The organism is Leisingera sp. SS27 (genome assembly GCF_028368855.1).
In the GTDB taxonomy this organism is placed as follows: domain Bacteria; phylum Pseudomonadota; class Alphaproteobacteria; order Rhodobacterales; family Rhodobacteraceae; genus Leisingera.
In genome coordinates this window covers 188,179-205,903 of record NZ_JAQNCY010000004.1, presented here as the reverse complement: position 1 = coordinate 205,903, position 17,725 = coordinate 188,179, and the positions used below count along the sequence as shown (strand labels likewise).

Here is a 17,725-nt window from a genome sequence, read left to right as displayed (position 1 = left end):
TAAATGAAACTGCTCCGCTATCGAATGGGGTCAGAGGTGCGCCCGGGACTTTTGGATGGTTCGGGTGCGATCCGGGACTTGTCCGCCCATGTGCCTGATATCGCAGCAGCGGCGTTAAGCGATAGCGCACTGGCCCGGTTAGCCGGCTTGGATCCTCGTGCCCTGCCGCTGGTGGAGGGGAAACCTGACCTCGCCCCTTGTGTTGGACAGCCTGGAAAGTTTCTCGGTATTGGTTTGAATTACACTGATCATGCCGAAGAAATGGGGATGGCTCTTCCAGAGCATCCGATCCTGTTTCTCAAGGCGACGTCGTCGATCTGCGGGCCGGACGATGACGTTATTCTTCCCCGCGGTTCTGTCGCCACTGATTGGGAGGTCGAGTTGGGCGTGGTAATCGGCACCAAGGCGAAATACGTGACCGAGGCTGAAGCGCTTGACCATGTTGCAGGCTATTGCGTGATCAACGACGTGTCGGAAAGGGATTTTCAAACCAAGCTGACAGGACAGTGGACCAAAGGCAAAAGCTGCGACACTTTCGGGCCGGTTGGACCCTGGCTCGTGACCAAGGATGAAGTGCCCGATCCGCAAAACCTATGGCTGACCTGTGATGTGAATGGCACTCGGCGGCAGACAGGCAATACCAGTAGAATGGTGTTTACCGTTGCGGAGATCATCTCACATCTGAGTCAGCTGATGACGCTGCACCCCGGTGACGTGATTGCAACCGGAACCCCGCCAGGGGTCGGTATGGGGGCCAAACCCGAACCGGTCTTTCTAAGGGCCGGCGATATGATGCGGCTGGAGATCGAAGGGCTTGGAGTGCAGACACAGAAAGTCAGGGCAGACGATAGGTAGCCGCCTGAACTACCTCGTTTCATCTTCCTTGCGGCTGTAGCGACAAACACCGCCAGTCTGTGCTCGGACATGGGCCGGTGCAAACCAATCCCTTACAACAATAATCGGTTCTTCAAACCGCTGTTTGGCAGGCCGCCAGCCAAAGAGCGTTGGCGCTCATCCGCCATCGCAGAATTGTTTGTATAGCAGGGCAATTATCTCTTCCGTGTTGCCGTTGCTCAGAGAATAAAACACTGCTTTGCCATCGCGCCGGGCTTCCACAAGCCCGTCGTCCCGCAACCGGGCCAGCATTTGGCTCACTGCAGCTTGGCGCAGGTCCAAAAGCTTTTCCAGCTCGCTGACTGACTTCTCGCCGGCACTCAGGTGGCACAGGATCATAAGCCTGCCTTCATGCGCGAGGGTTTTCAGGAAAGCTGTCGCAGCTGCAGCACTTTCCTGCATGATGGTTTCCGGCGGGTTGCCGTCACGCTTCCACGGTGCCAAGGCTTCATTTCCTGCTGTTTTCTCACAACATGCCCGCTAAAGGTTATGGGGTCATCCAGCAGTTGCGTTTCACTCCGGTATCGGCGGAGAGCCACCGGTAATGGGGCAGGCATGAGCAGAGCCGTGCCTGCCAAGGCCGATTCCGATGCAACCGGTTAAGTGGTTTTTGGCAAGCGGCCTAAATGAATGCGTGTCTTTCGGTGGAGGATTTTCATGATCTTCCTCACGCTGAATCAACTTACTGTGCCGTTCCGGTCAAATACGATGACGTTGCGCTTGGCGCTTCCTGTCTTGGTGTCGGCAATCGCCTCATTGATTTGCTCCAGGGGCCAGCGGCCGGAGATCAGTTCATCCAGCTTCAGGCGTCCCTGCTGGTACAAATCCACGATCCATGGGATGTCCCTTTGGATTACGGTATCGCCCATCTTGGAACCGGTCAGACCTTGGCCCAGGGCGGCCAGAACAACGGGTTCGTAAGCGGCTTTTGCACCTGAATGCGGCATGCCGATCAGAACAGCCTTGCCGCCGCGCGCCAAGTAGCGCAGCGCTTGATCATAGGCAGGAATTGCGCCAACTGTGACCAGCACCGCATCCGCACCGCGTCCGCCAAGTGCTTCCCGGGCGGCTTTCCAGGGTTTCGCATCTGTGGCGAGAACCCCGTGGGTAGCGCCGAAATCCTTGGCAGTCTCCAATTTCTCCGGGTTCATGTCGACGGCGACGATACGGCGGGCGCCGGCAATACGGGCGCCCTGAATAGCGTTGAGACCAACGCCGCCAGCGCCGATGACCACCACATCCTGTCCTGCACGCAGCCCGGCCGCGTTGACGGCTGCACCCACGCCTGTGATCACACCGCAGGAAATCAGCGCCGCCGCGTCCTTGCCGATTTCTGCGGGTATCTTGACGACCTGACGCTGGTCCACGACCACTTTCTCTGCAAAGGCGCCACAAGCCATCGCCTGGTCCAGCGGTCCGCCGCTGGCCGTCTTCAAAGGACCGTTCAGTGTGTCATAGGGCGTTTCGCAAATCACCGGCCTTCCGCTCGCGCATGACGGGCAGGTGCCGCAGCTGCGGATCAGTGTGACCACAACGGAGTCGCCAACGCAAAAACTCTGCACGCCTGTGCCGGTCCCGGTGATCACCCCGGCGGCCTCGTGGCCGTAAACCGCCGGCAGATGCCCGCCCCAGGCGCCTTCGGCAAAGGAGATGTCGCTGTGGCAGATTGCAACTGCGTCCAGGGTGACCTCGACTTCACCCGTGCCAGGCGGTGCCAGCTGCACATCCTCAATGACCAGCGGGGCGCCGAATTCATGGCAGACAGCGGCCTTTATGGTTTGCATGATCCTCCTCCTCCGTTTGCAGTCAGGGTGACGCGCCGGGGTGGTTGCATCAAGCGGGAACGCGCAGAGCGCGGCGTGTTGTAACGTGACGGAAGATACCCAGCGTAGTACCGCGCGCTATCCGGTCAGGAATTGCGCAGGTTGTCTGTTCTTTTGCTGAATTGAAGGGCCTCCCAAGGGGCATGGCCCATCTGCTTAGCGGGATCAAACAAGGCGGCCGAATCTATGTCAGGATAGTCCCGCTCAACAAGTTCCCGCAGCGGTATGCGGGAGGTCATAGCCTCCTGGCACAAAGTCTTAACAGCCGCCTGGGCATCGGGCCTCGGCATTTTCGAAGCCAAGGCAAAGCTTAGCGCTTCGGCGTGTATCAGGCCCTGACCGGCCGATAACGCAGCCGCCATGGCCTCAGAACGCGGTGTTATATCCGCGCAGAGGCCCTTGCCAGTTTTTGCGGCTGCTGCCGCGCCAAGAACAATTTGCGGCAGGCACATCCATTCGGCAAACCAGGCGGCCCCGTCGCGCTGGTGTTTCTGCAATGCAGCGCTTTGGAGTACCGCAAACAATCCGCTGCCTTGATGCGCCAGGGCGGTCAGCACAGACGGCTGCACGGGGTTCTGTTTTTGCGGCATGGTGGAGGAGGCGCCGGTTCCGCCAAGAGAAATTTCTTGAACACCGCTTTGTACAAGCGCAGTGCAGTCTTCACCGATTTTGCCAAAAGCCAATTTTACACGAAGCAGCCACTCGGCGATCCGCAGCACCGGTGTGCGATCAGTATGCCATGTGCGCCCCGGATCCTTAAGTGCCAGCCCCTTTGCCATCGCTGCGCGAACCTCGGCGGCCTTTGCCCCCAGCGCACCTGATGTTCCCGCTGCGCCGGAAAGCGACACCAGAAGGCAGGAGTTTCGTAGCGCTGGAAGCTCCTCCAGCAGGTTCAGCAGCGGTGTGCCCCATGCTGCCGCAACCGCGCCAAAGCTGGTTGGGGTTGCATGCTGTCCGTAAGTGCGCGCGGCCATAGGCAGCTCCGCATGTGCCTTGGCGAGTTCGCCCAGCGACAGGACTGCGGCCTTTAGGTCTGTCTCTACCAGCGCCAGCGCCTGGCGCAGCCGCAGCATCAGCGCGTTATCCATGATGTCCTGCGAAGTAGCCCCCCAATGCACATATTGTGCATGCTCGGGCGCTTTCATTTCTTCGCGGAATGCGGCCACCAGTCCAGGCACCGGCACACCATTCTGGCCGGTGGGGCGTTTCAACACGCCAGGGTCGACGGCAATTTCCACTACCGCCCGCCCGATCGCAGCTGCACTTTCCTGCGGAATTACGCCTGCTTCGCCCTGCGCCTTAGCCAGCGCACCCTCTACCAGCAGCATAGCCCGCACCTCTGCACTATCCGAGAAAAGGCGGCTGGCTTCGCCGCTGCCGAATAGATCGCCATAAATCTGGCTGTCAAAGACGGAGCCTGCCATCAGAAGTCCTTTGCAATCTGTCCCAGAAGTTGTGCCAGCCTTTCAGGGTCGGCGAAAAAGGGTGAATGGGAAGTGTCCATATCGTGTGTCCGTGCAGGCGGCAGCTGAGCCGCCATATGGGCCTGATATTCCGGCGGAATGACCCGGTCCCCGGTGCAGCGGATATAGGCCTTGGGGATTGCCGCGAACTGTTCGCTCAGACGGAGAGGCGTGTCCTGTGGCTGGATTGGCTGTTCACACAGGTTTTCCATGGCAAAGCGCACCGTTTCGTCCGGGCAGTCGTGATAAAAAAGGTCTGGTGCGGTCTTCGGCACCAGGCTGTAAGCAGTGCCTGCCGCGTTCTTTCGCGTGGCACCCTCCAAGGTCTGCCGTGGCCCAGCCTTACGCATTTCGATCAGGGACATGCCGCTGACCGGCAGATAGGCGCAGAGGTAGATTAGTCCGCGCAAGCGCTCCGGATGCGCCTCTGCCGCCGCAGAAATGGGAAAACCGCCCCAGGAATGGCCGACGATCACAGTTTCCGGAGTGGAAGCCGCAGCTACGGCTTCCGCCGTTTCGGCGAGTGTCACGCCTGCGGGATCGCGCCCGTCGGCGTGGCCGGGCAGGGTGATCGCGCGGGCAGTGTGGCTTCGAGCTTCCAGCGCAGGGATCACGTCGCGCCAGCACCAGGGGCCATGACAGGAGCCGTGAACAAGCAGAAATTCAGCCAATGTGCCCGGTCTCCTTCAAGAAGGCCGTCAGGCGTTCAGCGTATTCATCCGGTTGTTCGACACAGGGAATGTGGCCCGCACGCCGGATCAGATGGAACTGGCTGCCGGGGATCAGATCCACCGTCTCGCGCACAAGGTCGGGCGGGGTGGAGCCGTCCTCGGACCCTGCGATGCCGAGGCAAGGCAGCCTCAGCCCGCTGGTCGGAGTGTAGAAATCGGTGCCCGCAATAGCTGCGCAGCATCCTGCGTATCCATCGCGGGATTGCTGAACCAGCATGTTGCGCCACAGCTGCAGCTCCGGCGTCGACCGGAACCCGCGGGCAAACCAGCGCTCCATAACCGCATCTGCCAGCGCTTCAATGCCGTCGTTTTGGACAGTCCTGACTCGCTCTTTCCACATCTCGCCGGTGCCGATCTTGGCGGCGGTGTTCGACAGCACCAGCGCACGGATCTGGTCCAGCCGTTTTACTGCCAGCCCTTGCGCGATCATGCCGCCTATCGATAGGCCCACGAACATGCAGTCGCGCACCTCCAAATGGTCCAGCAGCCGCTCCGCATCCCGCACCAGTGCGCCCATCGAATAGGGGGCAGACGGGCAAGAGGACAGCCCATGACCGCGTTTGTCATAGCGGATGATGCGCAGGCCTGCTGGCAGCCTTTCCACTACAGAATCCCAAACCCGCAGGTCGGTGCCAAGCGAATTTGCAAAGACAATGGGGGCGCCATCTGCGTCACCGTCTACGCGGTAGTGAAGCTGGACATCGCCCAGGTCTGCAATCTGCATGGGTACCTCGTTTCTGCTCCGCCGCAGTCTACCCGCGCCGGGGCAGGGAGGTAAAGCGATCGGCGGTGCTCAGCCATGCAGCTCCATATGCGCCATGATCTGACCATGGTCCGAGGCCAGCTTGTTATACGGAGCTTCCGGGTGGCTGCCATCGGTCAGATGATCGTTGAAGACGCTGTAATAGTGCATTCTGCCCACTGACCCATGCCAATCCGTGTCGAAATGGCGGGACATGTAGATCTGATCGATGCTCTCATGCACGCCACCAAAAGCAGTAGTGTAGACCACATCACGCAAGGACTTCCTCAGGAAAATCTTTTCAGCAGAGCGCAGACGCACACGATCAACGGCTTCCTGGATCTGCGCGTCCTCAGCCTCGCTGTAGCGGTCGCCCGCGTGTTCAGCATCATGGCGCAGCATCCAAGTATAGTTTTTGAACGGAACCTCTCCGGAAATGATTTCGCTGCTGACCGCGTGTTCGCCGTCGTTGAAGTCTCCCAGAACCATAACCGGGCGGCCTTGTTCGAGTTCATCCAGCACAGCGCGGCGCAGCACCCAGGCTTCGCCCATGCGCCGCAGTGCTGCGCGCAAGGCCCCCATCGCGCGGCCTGCCGCGTCATAAGCCGTCAGCACAGTTTCAGGCGGGTAGGGGGCGCCCTGCGGTTTGATGTACTCGCCCAGTTTCGACTTCAGATGGCAGTTGAACACGCTGATCACCTGATCCCCAACCGGCACCTGCACCTTAAGGATCGGGCGCGAAAGCCGCCGCAATGTATAAAACCCTGCGTCTTCTTCCTCGCCCAGGCAGGCCATCGGAATATTCAACGGCTGTACCAGGTCCTGGATGACCTCAGGCTCACCCGCGAAGCCAAACCGGGATAGCACCGCCAGCCCGGGCCGCCGTTTGCCCGGCTCGCCTGTATCATTCAGGTTGGGGGCGAAGGCCAGCTCCGCCTCGGCATAGGAGCCGTAGGCCAGTTTCTGAAAAATAGCCTTGCGGTGATAGCGTTTCGCTGGATCCGGGATGCTGGCCGCATTGGCTTCTGCTCCGCGGCGGTCAGCCTCGGCGATCACCTGCCGCAAGGGCGCTTCCTCGAAGATTTCCTGAAACCCGACAATGTCGGCATTCAGCGTCAGAAGCTGGTCGGCCATCCAATCCGCCTTCCACGCGTATTCTTCAGGCGTGTAGCTTTGAAAGCGGTAGTATTCCCGCTCCGGGCCGATCAGGTTTTTGACGTTGAACGAGGCGATGGTGAAACGTGTCATGACGTGTCCCCTTGGCTGCCGGGCGGACAATCGCGCGGTCAGGTCTCAAGCATAACGCGACAGCGCCTCCCGGAACAGCGCCGCATCGACGTTGCCGCCGGTGGCAACTGCAATGACTGCATCGCCGTCAATCCGGCTTGAATGAAAAAGCGCAGCCGCTAGCGAGGCAGCGCCGCCGGGCTCCAGAACGATCTTGAGCCGCAAGAAGGCCAGAGCCATGGCACGCATCGCCTCTTCCTCTGTGACGACAATGCCCGGCCCGCACAGGCGGCTGAGGATGGGAAATGTGATTTCGCCCGGCTGAGGTGTCAGGATGGCGTCACAGATGGAACCGGACAAACTGGTGTTCTGCCGGACTTCGCCTGCAGCCAGCGACCGGGTCACGTCGTCGAAACCTTCCGGCTCCACCGGCCGGACCCGCAGACCCGGCACGCGGGCTTCCAGCGCCAGCGCTATGCCCGAGGAAAGACCGCCGCCGCCGCAGTTAACCAGAACATCCGCCTGGGTGATGCCTTCCGCTGCAGCCTGCTCCGCAATCTCCAGCCCGCAGGTGCCTTGGCCCGCAATCACCAGCGGCTCGTCATAGGGCTTGATCAGCGTTAGCCCGCGGACCTTTGCGTTTTCTGCGCCCACAGCCTCGCGGCTTTCACCGCCGGTCCGGTCGTACAAAACCACCTCGGCTCCCAGATCGCGGGTGTTCTTGATCTTCGGCTGCGGTGCATCCGCAGGCATCACAATCACCGCTGGCGTACCATGCGCCTTGGCGGCAGCTGCTACGCCCTGCGCATGATTGCCGCTGGAATAGGCGATCACACCGCGCTTGCGTTCCTCTTCACTCAGCGCCGATACCGCTGACCAACCGCCGCGGAACTTGAAGGATCCGGTATGCTGCAGGCATTCCGCCTTCACCAGCAGGCGCCGCCCGGCAATCTCGTCCAGAAACGGTGAAGACAGCAGCGGCGTCACGCAGGCATGGCCGTTCAGCCGTTCAGCCGCAGCTTCAATCATGGCAATTGAGGTCATTTGATCCTGTCCAGAACTGAATGAATAAGGGTGAGCGCTTCCGCCTCGTCCAGAAAGGGCACATGGCCGCGGTTGGCAATTTCTGCTGTTTGCAGAGCAGGCAAACGGCGTTGCATCTGCGCGAAGGTCTCTGCGCTCAGTATGTCGGAATTCGCGCCGCGGATCACACCGCAAGGCAGGCCGTCCAGCGCCAGGAAAAGCGGCCATAGGTCCGGCGGCGGGCCTGCCTCGGCCTGTGCCAGCAGCGCGTCGCGCAATCGCGGATCGTAGCGCAGGGAAAGCCCGCCGGGCGATTGATCGTAGAAGGCTTCAACCTCCTCACGCCAGCGGACAGCAGGAACGTCCGCAAAGGCAGGTGCCATCAATGTTTCCAGCGCTTCTGCGGCTTCGCCCCACGTCTTGGACGCTGGGAGCCGCCCGACGTATTCCATTATCCGGGCAATACCGCCGGGCGGTATTTCAGGGCCGACGTCATTCAGGATCACTGCCGACAGCCTCTCCTTGGCGACCGCCGCCAGCATCATTGCCACCAGGCCGCCGCGCGAGGTGCCGAGGATGGCGGCCTGAGGCAGTCCCAGGTGATCCAGAAGCTCAAGCACATCCTGCGCCTCACGCAGAACGTTGTAGTTCATACAGTCAGGATCCTGATCCGATTGCCCGCGCCCGCGCGCGTCCAAGGTGATCAGCCGGTATTGTGTTGCGTGCGGAGCAAAATAGCGGAAGTCCCTGCTGTCGCGGGTGAGGCCCGCCAAACAAATCAAAGGCAGGCCTTCGCCGCTGTCCGTATAGTAAAGGCGCAACTCATCGGCTGTGTTGAAGAATGGCATTAAGAAACTCAGTCTTTGGCGAGGTCAGGGATCCTGGTCAAGTCCGTCAGGATATGGGCAGGTTTCCAAGGCAGGCGGTCCACTGGTTCTCCCGCCCTGTTCACCCAAGCTGTCACGAAGCCATAGCCTGAGGCCCCGGCCGCGTCCCAACCATTCGATGAGACAAACAGCACCTCGTCCCTGCCGCAGCCAAACCGCTGACCGACCAGATCGTAAACCCGGGCGTCGGGTTTGAAAATGCCCACGCTTTCCACTGACAGCACATCATCCAGTACGCCTCCCAGTCCGGCTGATTGCACCGCTCCATCCAGCATCGCCGGAGACCCGTTCGACAGGATTGCGGTGTTCATGCCCGCATCCTTCAGCGCTTGCAGCATCGCGGGCACTTCCGGATAGGCCTGCAGCTCCCAGTAAAGATCCAACAGCCTCTGGCGCAGTGCCGTATCACCGCTCAGACCGGCGGCTTCCATTGCCCAATCGAGCCCGTCCTGTGTCACATCCCAAAAATCCGCATGAGCCCCTGTGATGGCGCGCAACCAGGTGTATTGCAACTGTTTCAGCCGCCAGTTGCTGGCCAAGTCCGCCCAGTTGTCCTGAAGGTGCGGAAACTCCGCTTCTCCGGCGGCCTGCCTTGCCGCTGCGGCGACATCGAACAGGGTTCCGTAGGCGTCAAAAATACAGGTGGTGACTGGCATGGTTTTCTCCCCTGCGGCGAGCCTTGCATGATGCGGCGGGAGGGCAAAGCAGGAAATTGTACCCATACGGGTTTACATCGCGTCTGCGGGCGCTAGGCTGCGCCCCTTTATCAACCCGTAACCGATTGGAGGTCTCATGACCGGGGTAAAGAACGGCGACACCGTGTGCATCCACTACACTGGCAAGCTGACGGATGGCACCGTTTTCGACAGTTCGGAAGGGCGCGACCCGCTGGAATTCACAGTTGGCACTGGCCAGGTGATCGCGGGGATGGACACTGGTCTAGAAGGCATGGGAGTGGGCGAGAAGAAGACACTCGAGATCCCCTGCACCGAGGCATATGGACCGATCAATCCTGCTGCGCGTCAGGAAATTCCGCGTGAGGGCATCCCGGCAGACATTCCTCTGGACCTCGGCACTCAGCTGCAGATGCAAAGCCCCGACGGTCAGGTTCTGCCTGTGACCGTGGTTGAAGTCAGCGACGAAACCGTAACGCTGGACGCCAACCATTTCCTGGCAGGCAAGGACCTGGTGTTCGATATTGAACTGGTTTCAGTGAACTGACACCTTCTGTGCGGCGGGCGGGGGCTCCCGCCCATTGCGGTGCAATCTGCCGATTGCATCCTCACCGGTTGGGCCGGGCGCCGCAAGCGGCGCGGTGCCGCCTGCTGGTGTTTGGCGTCCGGCGCGAGGTCAGCCGGTGCATTCTTCTCCGGAAGATCCTGCGAGAAGTGCCGCGATACTGCGCGCCGCACTTGCAGCAAAGTCATCCAAGGCCGGCCTCGGAACGCCGGAGCGTGCCCGCAGGCCGATGGAGTGAAGCGTGGCCGCGGCAAGCACCGCGGCTGCGTCCAAACTTTGTGCTGCCGCTGAAGGGGTATGGCGTTCCAGAAGCCGCCGGAACTGATGGTCGCTTCCAGCAAGTTGTTCCTGCAATTTGTCCCGGATTTCCGGGTGTGCCGGTGCTTCTGCCGTTGCCGTTGAAAAGACGAGGCAGCCCCGGCCGCCTTCGTCTGTTTGATAGAGGTCCAGCATCGCTGTAAAGACGGCTTGCAAGGCCGCGCGCGGGTGTGCCTCTGGAGGCACTTTATCAGTCAAATAGGCTCGTGTTCTGGCAGCGAAATCGTTCATCGCTGCCAGAAATATATCCTCTTTGCCGCCAAAGGCTGCATAAAGGCTCGGACGTACCAGCCCGGTCGCTTTGGATAGGTCGTCAAGCGAAGTCGCGGTATAGCCCTTGGCCCAGAAACAGTGCATGATGGCCTGCCGCACTTCAACTTCGTCGAACTTTCGCGGACGCCCGCGGCCCCGGCTCATTCCGGGAAATCCGCGCCGTGCAGCATGTCGCAGAAATGCGGCTGTCGAAAGCTTGGGACATTCCGGCGGGCCACATCAGCCCCGAAGTTGTGCATCGCCGTCATCGGTTTCTCCGCATAGATCCGGGTCAGAGCCTGTTCCATTGCCTTTTTGAAACCCAGCCGCGGGTAGGCGTCAAGCACCTGTTCCATCACCTCCGGCGTGATCTCGTCATGCGGGATCACGCCGACGTCGATGCCTGCGCCGATTTGCACCAGGGCTGCTTCCGGCGATTTCTTTTGCGGAATGGAAAACGTGGTGTGCAGCGCAATGGCGTCCCAAACCCGGTCGATGCGGGATCGCTCCACATTCTGCGCTGCAAGAAAGCGCGCGGCGGCATCTGCGGCATCTACCTCAAACCGGTCATCACCCTTGTAGGTTTCTGTCAGGCCCAAGTCATGCAGCATAGCGGCGATGTAAAACAGTTCCGGGTCGTAGGTCATATCCATTCTCTGACCAATTAGCGCGCCGAACGCATAAGAGCGGCTTACATGGTTGAAGAGGAAAGGCTCACTGGCCATGCGTGCCATCTCAGCGGCCGCTGCGCAAAGTGCGGAATCCGGCGCGGGAACGAGGCTTGGCTGCGGCATTTGAATTCTCCTGTGTTTGCGATGTCTCATATTAATATGCGATTCGGTATAAAATATAAAAGCCTGACTGCAGGCAAAAGAAAAGGCGCCGAAAGGCGCCTCAACTTTCAGAACTGAAAAGCAGTTGATCACAGATGATCAGGCTGCGGCATTCCCAGGATATGGAAGCCACCGTCGACCCGGATGATCTCGCCGGTGGTGCAGGTACCCGCATCTGAGGCCAGGTAAACTGCTGTGCCGCCCACTGCCTCCAGCGTTGCATTGTCGCGAAGCGGAGCATTTTGGGCCGCGTGTTTGAAGGTCTTGCGCGCACCGCCGATTGCGGCTCCAGCCAGTGTCTTCATCGGACCGGGGGAGATCGCGTTCACGCGGATACCTTCCGGACCCAGATCATTGGCCAAGTAGCGGGTCGCGGATTCCAGTGCAGCCTTTGCGACGCCCATGACGTTATAGTTCGGAACCACTTGGTTCGAGCCCTGGTAAGTCAGAGTCAGAAGGGTGCCGCCATTCTCCTTCATCAGCGGGTGAGCACGGCGCGCCACTTCGATGAAGGAATAGGCGGAAATATCCAGCGAGTTCTTGAAGTTCGCACGGCTCGTATCCAGGAAACGGCCGGTCAGCTCGTTCTTGTCCGAATAGGCAATTGCATGGACAACGAAGTCGATCGCGGGCCAGCGGCCTGCCAGTTGCTCAAACGCCGCGTCCAGCGAGGCATCATCAGTCACATCCACATCGACCATGAAGTCAGAGCCGACGCTCTGCGCCAGCGGCTCCAGCCGCTTGCCAAACGCTTCACCCTGGTAGGTGAATGCCAGCTCGGCCCCAGCGTCTGCCATGGCCTTGGCAATACCCCAGGCGATGGAGCGGTCATTGGCCACGCCCATAATCAGGCCGCGTTTGCCTGTCAGCAGTCCCGCCATCGTCTTTTATCCCTTGTACTTGCTCAGAACCATCGAGCCGTTGGTGCCGCCAAAGCCGAAGCTGTTGGTCATCACCGAGTCGAGGCCTGCGTTTTCCACCAGGCTGGTGGCAATCTCACCCGGCAGGATGCCTTCGGCGAGGGTGTCGACATTGATCGACGGGGTAATGAAATCGTTGTCCAGCATAAGGAGGCAGAAGATCGCCTCCAAAGCACCGGCCGCACCCTGCGCGTGGCCGGTCATCGACTTGGTCGAGGAGATCGGAGGCACTTTGCCCTCGCCAAAGACACGGCGGGCGGCTTCGACTTCACCGACATCACCAACCGGGGTCGAAGTGCCGTGCGCGTTGATGTAATCCACTTTGCGGCCTTCCGGCAGGGTCGACAGTGCCAGACGCATCGCCCGCTCACCGCCCTCACCGGACGGCGCGACCATGTCGTGACCGTCGGAAGTCGCGGCAAAGCCCGTCACCTCGGCATAGATCTTGGCGCCGCGGGCCAGCGCGTGCTCCAGATCCTCCAGCACCACAATGCCGCCGCCGCCGGAGATCACGAAACCGTCGCGATCCTGATCAAAGGCGCGGGAGGCTTTCTCCGGCTCGTCGTTCTTTTTGGAGGACATCGCGCCCATGGCGTCGAACAGGCAGCTGAGGGTCCAGTCCAGTTCCTCGCCGCCGCCTGCAAACATCACGTCCTGCTTGCCCATCATGATCTGCTCCGCCGCATTGCCGATGCAGTGCAGGGAGGTCGAGCAGGCCGAGGTTATGGAGTAGTTGATGCCCTTGATCTTGAAGGCCGTCGCCAGATTGGCGGAAATCGTCGAGGACATGCATTTCGGCACCGCAAACGGACCGATCCGCTTGGTCGCGCCGGACTTCAGAACGGTTTGATGCGCGGTCAGCATGGCAGAAGTCGACGGCCCGCCGGAACCCGCCACCAGACCGGTGCGCTCGTTCACTACCTGGTCTTCAGACAAGCCCGCATCGGCAATCGCCTGGCTCATCGCGATATGAGCATAGGCAGCACCGGGACCCATGAAACGCAGGGTGCGCTTGTCCACATGCTCAGCCACGTCGATTTTCAGCGTTCCGGCCACCTGGCTGCGGAAGCCGTGCTCGGTCATTTCAGGGCTGGCAACGATGCCGGATTTTCCAGCCTTCAAGGAAGCGGTGACCTCTTCAGCATTGTTCCCGATGGAGGAGACAATCCCCAAACCGGTGACGACGACGCGGCGCATGTGCGTACTCCTGTTTCTGTGACTTATGTTCTGCCGGAGAGCGTATCAGCTTTCGGACAGGGCCACTTTCATATCCTTGACCTGATAGATCACTTCACCGTCCGCTTCGACGATACCGTCGGCGACACCCATGGTCAGGCGGCGGGTCTGCACGGCCTTGGTGAAGTTAACGCGGTAAGTCAGCATCTTGCGGTCCGGGCGCACCATGCCGGTCAGCTTCACTTCACCCACACCCAGTGCGTAGCCGCGGCCCAGCCAGCCGCGCCAGCCCAGATTAAAGCCGGTCAGCTGCCACAGGCCGTCAAGGCCCAGGCAGCCGGGCATGATCGGGTTGCCGGGGAAGTGGCAGTCAAAGAACCAAAGGTCCGGGGTGATGTCGAACTCAGCAATCACATGGCCCTTGCCATGCTCGCCGCCGTCGCCGGAAATCTCGGTGATGCGGTCCATCATCAGCATCGGCGGTGCCGGCAGCTGGGCGTTGCCGGGTCCGAACAACTCGCCCCGCGCGCATTTCAGCAAATCGTCCTTGTCAAAGCTGCTGGGGTAATCGGCCATTCGGGCGCATCTCCTGCCTGAGGTTCGTGTATATATATCTGGATCCCTGTAACACCCGGCCAAAGGGTCCTGCAAGGGTACCCCGCGTCACTTCCTGCACTGATTGTGCCACAGAAGCCCCGGAAAAGGCTTGCCAGCTGCGAATGAATTTCATTTGAAAAACCCGGGGTGTTGCTCCTATATATACGGTCAGCAACGCGACGCAGGACCTGCTCATGACGCCAAACACCGAAGAAGTGGCCACACGCTGGCTGACAGAAGCCGGGCTGAGACCCACCCGGCAGCGGGTTGCGCTTGCCGAATTGCTGGTGGGCGACGGCAAGCACCGCCATATCACCGCCGAAAGCTTGTTCGAGTCGGCCAAGAAAAACGGTGCTGCTGTGTCTTTGGCCACCGTCTACAACACCCTGCGCGCGTTCTGCGATGCCGGCGTGCTGCAGGAAATCCCGCTGGACGGCTCCAAAAGCTATTTCGACACCAATACCCACGACCACCCCCATTTCTTCTGGGAGGATGAGGGCCGCGTCAGCGATGCCCCCGCGCAGGAACTGGTGATCCACAAGCTGCCGGAAGCACCGGAGGGGATGGAGATCGCCTCAGTCGACGTGGTGATCCGTCTGCGCAAGGTCTGAACGGGGGGCGCTCAGCACCTCTTTCAGAACGCCATGCGCCTGATGCGCGACGGACGTCTCCGGCAGGTCAGCATGTGCGGCCAGAATCACCGGCTCTTCAGCTCCCGCGTCTGTGACCCGAACTGCGCTCAAGGCTTTGCCGTCATAGCTCTTCCCGCATGGAGGCAAGCTGTAGCTGATGCCGACACCTTCGCCATTGGCCGCGAGGCTTCGCAGAAGCTCCAGCGAATCCGCCCGGTGCGCAATCCGCGGCACCAGTCCGTGCGTTTTGAACAGCCCCAGCATATGGTGCACCGACAGACCCTCTTGTGACAGCACCAGCGGGTGCTCCGCCAGCTCTGTTAGAGAAATACCACCGAAGCCGGCCAGCGGATGGTCCGGCGGCACCAGCGCATGCGGTGACAGCCGCTGCAATTCCGCCCGGCTGAAACCCGCGTCCAGTCCTAGGTCATAGGTTATCGCCAGATCCGCCTCGCCCTCTGACAAGGCTGTGATCAGAGGCTTAAAACCGCAGGCCTGGTGGCTGATCTCAACCTCTGGCATGGCCAGGCGCAGGGCCTTCAGGGCGGGCGCCAGCAGGAAAGGGGCAAGGTCGGAAAAACAGACCAGCACCAGCCTCTTTTGCCCGGCGCCCGCAGCTTCAGGATCCTCCAGAAGGGCAGCCTGTTCCAGCAGCGCCTGGGCTTTCTTTGCAAACAGTCTGCCTTGCGGCGTCATCGCCAGCGCCGCCCCGCGGCGGCGCAGGAACAGCGGATGGCCCAAATGGTCCTCGATCCGGCTTAATGCTGCGGAGAGCGCTGGCTGGCTGACATGGACGGCATCCGCCGCCGCTGAAAGGCTGCCGTGCCGTGCCACAGCACAGATATATTCGTAGTGGCGCAGGGTAAGATATAACATAGAGTGAAGGGTATATTAGAAATATATGATTTGAAACTATGCCTTCTCCACGGCAGGAATGGCGCATCAGAATTGCATCATTCAGCAGCGGAGGCAGAAATGGTCCACCCCCTCATCACCCCGGAGCATGTCGAACAATTTCAGCGTGACGGCGTGGTCCTGATCCGCGGGCTGTTTGCAGACCAGGTCGAGCTGCTGCGCGCAGGCATTGCAGCAAATATGGACAACCCCGGTCCCTATGCCTCGAACAACGAAAAGGCCGGCCAGACCGGCCGGTTCTTTGACGACTACTGCAACTGGACCCGGATCCCTGAATTTCAGCAGGCGATCGAGCAGTCGCCCGTGGCCGAAGTCGCCGCCGATCTGATGAAATCCGCTTCGGTTCAGATGTTCCATGACCATGTTCTGGTCAAGGAACCGGGCACATCGATGCCGACCCCATGGCACCAGGATGGCCCCTACTACTTTGTCGAGGGAGAACAGACCATCAGCTTCTGGTCGCCGCTGGACGAGGTGAAGGAAGCTGCGCTGCGGTGTGTGGCAGGCTCCCACAAATGGGAGAAGGAGGTGCTGCCGACCCGCTGGGTGTCGGAAGAGGACTTCTTCCCGGATGAGGGCCAGTACATGGCTGTCCCGGATCCGGATGCCGAAGGTATGACCGTGCTGGAATACCCGATGCAGCCCGGCGATGCAGTGGCCTTCAACTATAAGATCCTGCACGGCGCCCGCGGCAATACCTCCGCATCGCGCCGCCGTGCATTCTCGCTGCGGCTGGTGGGGGATGATGCCCGTTATGTGGAGCGCCCGGGCCGCACTTCGCCACCGTTCCCGGGCCACGAGATGCAGCCCGGCCAGCGCCTGCGCCAGGATTGGTTCCCGATCCTGCTGCAGAGGTAATGGAGAGGGGGCGTTTCCCCCTCAGAGTACTTGAAAAAAAGCTGTCCGCCGGGTCTACGTCTTCAGGTCGCGGCGGATGCCCATGTTTTCGGCATTTGAAAACGAACAGGTCTTGCAGATGCCGAACTGCTTGAGGAAGCCGCGCTTGCGGGCGCGGGCAGCCTCATCCGAGCGGTAGGCGGCCAGGAAGCCGTCTTTCTCGACGTTGGGCAGCTGAATCACCTGATCATAGTCGATGCAGCACAGGCCCAGATCGCCGTTCCAGAACACCACCGACTGAAACAGCGGCACCGTGCACATGGCATGGCTGGTGTGGCGCGGATGGCGGCGCAGCTCCTTCTGCCGCGGCAGGAAATGCGCAAACTCGCGCTTCTGGTCGGCAGAGGTGTAGGAGCCGATCGAAAAGGTCTTGAACCGGACCCGGTCAAAACCGGCCTCCTTGGCCCAGGCCTCCATCTCGTCCATCTGCGGTTCGGAATAACTGGTCAGCAATGTCTGCAGCACGGTAACAGGCGACTTGGAGCCGATCTGTTTTTTTATGTTCAGGAATTCCTCGATGCTGGCCTTGACGTCATCGAAGTCGGAATTGACCCGGTAGGTCTCCTGCGCTTCCTTGGAAAAACCGTCCATGCACAGGTTCACCCGGGCGAGCCCGGATCGGATCAGCCGCTCGCTCATTTGAGGCGTAAGGCGGGTGGCGTTGGTCGACAGGTAGGTGTCATGACCGTTGTCATGGGCGTAGGCGATGAAATCCGGCAAATCCTTGTGCAGCGTCGGCTCACCTGAGAAGCTGAAATAAATCGCAGGCTTTTCCCGCTGATCCTTGAAGTCGTCGATGATCTTGCGGAACACATGCGGCTTCATCATGCCGCGCTTGCGCTTCATTGCAAACGTCACAGGGCAGACCGGGCAACGCAGGTTGCAGCTATTGGTTGCGTCGATGATGATGATTTTGGGCGGGCGCCGGAAATAGGCAAGTGGAAGGAACCGGGCCAGAAAATGCAGTGCCCGCTCGTGCAGCCCCGGAGGATTGTCCGGCAGGTCCGGCTGTGCAGAGACCGGCTTGAGGTCCGGGGCGGGAGTGAGATCTTGCATTTGGCCGTCTCCGATTTTTGCGTGCGGGAACAACCTTAATGCCCTTGGCCCGGGTGGCAAGTGCCTGACGGGTAACGCCGCGTGAGCAAAGCGTGAGTTT

The 17,725-nt window shown here is 60.5% G+C and carries 20 protein-coding genes; 4 read left to right on the top strand and 16 right to left on the bottom strand.

The features are described 5' to 3' along the window. The first annotated feature begins 3 nt into the window (after positions 1-3). Entirely contained in the window at positions 4-855 is an 852-nt protein-coding gene (locus tag N6L27_RS11100; RefSeq protein ID WP_271907312.1) for a fumarylacetoacetate hydrolase family protein, read from the top strand. Positions 856-1,011: 156 nt separating this feature from the next. Here the strand turns inward: N6L27_RS11100 and N6L27_RS11095 are convergent, their stop codons facing one another. The 9 genes from N6L27_RS11095 to N6L27_RS11055 form a co-directional block, all read right to left on the bottom strand. Further along, entirely contained in the window at positions 1,012-1,296 is a 285-nt protein-coding gene (locus tag N6L27_RS11095) for an ArsR/SmtB family transcription factor (protein WP_271907482.1), read from the bottom strand. A 275-nt stretch (positions 1,297-1,571) separates the two neighbouring features. Beyond that, positions 1,572-2,678: a Zn-dependent alcohol dehydrogenase gene (locus N6L27_RS11090; RefSeq protein ID WP_271907311.1), complete on the bottom strand. Its 1,107-nt coding sequence runs from the start codon at positions 2,676-2,678 to the stop codon at positions 1,572-1,574. A 125-nt stretch (positions 2,679-2,803) separates the two neighbouring features. After that, positions 2,804-4,141, bottom strand: a complete 1,338-nt coding sequence (locus N6L27_RS11085) for a lyase family protein (RefSeq protein ID WP_271907310.1) — start codon at positions 4,139-4,141, stop codon at positions 2,804-2,806. Next, entirely contained in the window at positions 4,141-4,851 is a 711-nt protein-coding gene (locus N6L27_RS11080) for an alpha/beta fold hydrolase (protein WP_271907308.1), read from the bottom strand. The genes N6L27_RS11085 and N6L27_RS11080 overlap by 1 nt, the downstream gene beginning before the upstream one ends. Beyond that, positions 4,844-5,635 carry a 3-oxoadipate enol-lactonase gene (gene pcaD, locus N6L27_RS11075; RefSeq protein WP_271907307.1) on the bottom strand — a complete coding sequence of 264 codons (792 nt, stop codon included), beginning with the start codon at positions 5,633-5,635 and terminating at the stop codon, positions 4,844-4,846. The genes N6L27_RS11080 and pcaD overlap by 8 nt, the downstream gene beginning before the upstream one ends. Positions 5,636-5,704: 69 nt before the next feature. Continuing rightward, a complete protein-coding gene (locus N6L27_RS11070; RefSeq protein ID WP_271907306.1) occupies positions 5,705-6,901 on the bottom strand; it encodes an endonuclease/exonuclease/phosphatase family protein in 1,197 nt (398 codons plus the stop codon). Between the two features lie 45 nt (positions 6,902-6,946). Continuing rightward, complete coding sequence (locus tag N6L27_RS11065; protein WP_271907305.1) at positions 6,947-7,924, bottom strand: threonine ammonia-lyase; 978 nt, start codon at positions 7,922-7,924, stop codon at positions 6,947-6,949. Next, positions 7,921-8,751, bottom strand: coding sequence for an alpha/beta fold hydrolase (locus N6L27_RS11060; protein WP_271907304.1), 831 nt, complete (start codon positions 8,749-8,751; stop codon positions 7,921-7,923). Before N6L27_RS11060 ends, N6L27_RS11065 begins: the two co-directional genes overlap by 4 nt. 8 nt (positions 8,752-8,759) lie before the next feature. Beyond that, the gene (locus tag N6L27_RS11055) at positions 8,760-9,446 is read right to left on the bottom strand and encodes a haloacid dehalogenase type II (protein WP_271907302.1); all 687 of its coding nucleotides are present in this window, start codon (positions 9,444-9,446) and stop codon (positions 8,760-8,762) included. 136 nt (positions 9,447-9,582) lie between these two features. Between N6L27_RS11055 and N6L27_RS11050 the strand changes: the two genes are divergently transcribed. Further along, positions 9,583-10,011 (top strand): FKBP-type peptidyl-prolyl cis-trans isomerase, encoded by a 429-nt coding sequence (locus N6L27_RS11050; RefSeq protein ID WP_271907301.1) that lies wholly within the window; start codon positions 9,583-9,585, stop codon positions 10,009-10,011. A gap of 129 nt (positions 10,012-10,140) precedes the next feature. On the opposite strand, the gene N6L27_RS11045 is transcribed toward N6L27_RS11050, so the two are convergent. From N6L27_RS11045 to fabA, 5 genes are all read right to left on the bottom strand, one after another. Beyond that, positions 10,141-10,764 (bottom strand): TetR/AcrR family transcriptional regulator, encoded by a 624-nt coding sequence (locus tag N6L27_RS11045; protein ID WP_271907300.1) that lies wholly within the window; start codon positions 10,762-10,764, stop codon positions 10,141-10,143. Next, entirely contained in the window at positions 10,761-11,324 is a 564-nt protein-coding gene (locus N6L27_RS11040; RefSeq protein WP_271907481.1) for an HD domain-containing protein, read from the bottom strand. The genes N6L27_RS11045 and N6L27_RS11040 overlap by 4 nt, the downstream gene beginning before the upstream one ends. Positions 11,325-11,521: 197 nt before the next feature. Beyond that, a complete protein-coding gene (locus N6L27_RS11035; protein ID WP_271907299.1) occupies positions 11,522-12,313 on the bottom strand; it encodes an enoyl-ACP reductase FabI in 792 nt (263 codons plus the stop codon). Between the two features lie 6 nt (positions 12,314-12,319). After that, complete coding sequence (fabB, locus tag N6L27_RS11030) at positions 12,320-13,549, bottom strand: beta-ketoacyl-ACP synthase I (protein ID WP_271907298.1); 1,230 nt, start codon at positions 13,547-13,549, stop codon at positions 12,320-12,322. Positions 13,550-13,594: 45 nt separating this feature from the next. Next, on the bottom strand, positions 13,595-14,104 hold the full coding sequence (gene fabA / locus N6L27_RS11025; protein ID WP_019297189.1) for a bifunctional 3-hydroxydecanoyl-ACP dehydratase/trans-2-decenoyl-ACP isomerase: 510 nt from the start codon (positions 14,102-14,104) through the stop codon (positions 13,595-13,597). Positions 14,105-14,319: 215 nt separating this feature from the next. On the opposite strand from fabA, the gene irrA reads away from it, so the two are divergent. Then, complete coding sequence (gene irrA / locus N6L27_RS11020; protein WP_271907297.1) at positions 14,320-14,736, top strand: iron response transcriptional regulator IrrA; 417 nt, start codon at positions 14,320-14,322, stop codon at positions 14,734-14,736. On the opposite strand, the gene N6L27_RS11015 is transcribed toward irrA, so the two are convergent. Further along, positions 14,701-15,633, bottom strand: coding sequence for a LysR family transcriptional regulator (locus tag N6L27_RS11015; RefSeq protein ID WP_271907296.1), 933 nt, complete (start codon positions 15,631-15,633; stop codon positions 14,701-14,703). The genes irrA and N6L27_RS11015 overlap by 36 nt on opposite strands. A gap of 99 nt (positions 15,634-15,732) precedes the next feature. Between N6L27_RS11015 and N6L27_RS11010 the strand changes: the two genes are divergently transcribed. Continuing rightward, a complete protein-coding gene (locus tag N6L27_RS11010) occupies positions 15,733-16,530 on the top strand; it encodes a phytanoyl-CoA dioxygenase family protein (protein WP_271907295.1) in 798 nt (265 codons plus the stop codon). Positions 16,531-16,584: 54 nt separating this feature from the next. Here the strand turns inward: N6L27_RS11010 and N6L27_RS11005 are convergent, their stop codons facing one another. Beyond that, positions 16,585-17,625, bottom strand: coding sequence for a radical SAM/SPASM domain-containing protein (locus N6L27_RS11005; RefSeq protein WP_271907294.1), 1,041 nt, complete (start codon positions 17,623-17,625; stop codon positions 16,585-16,587). Positions 17,626-17,725: the final 100 nt, after the last annotated feature.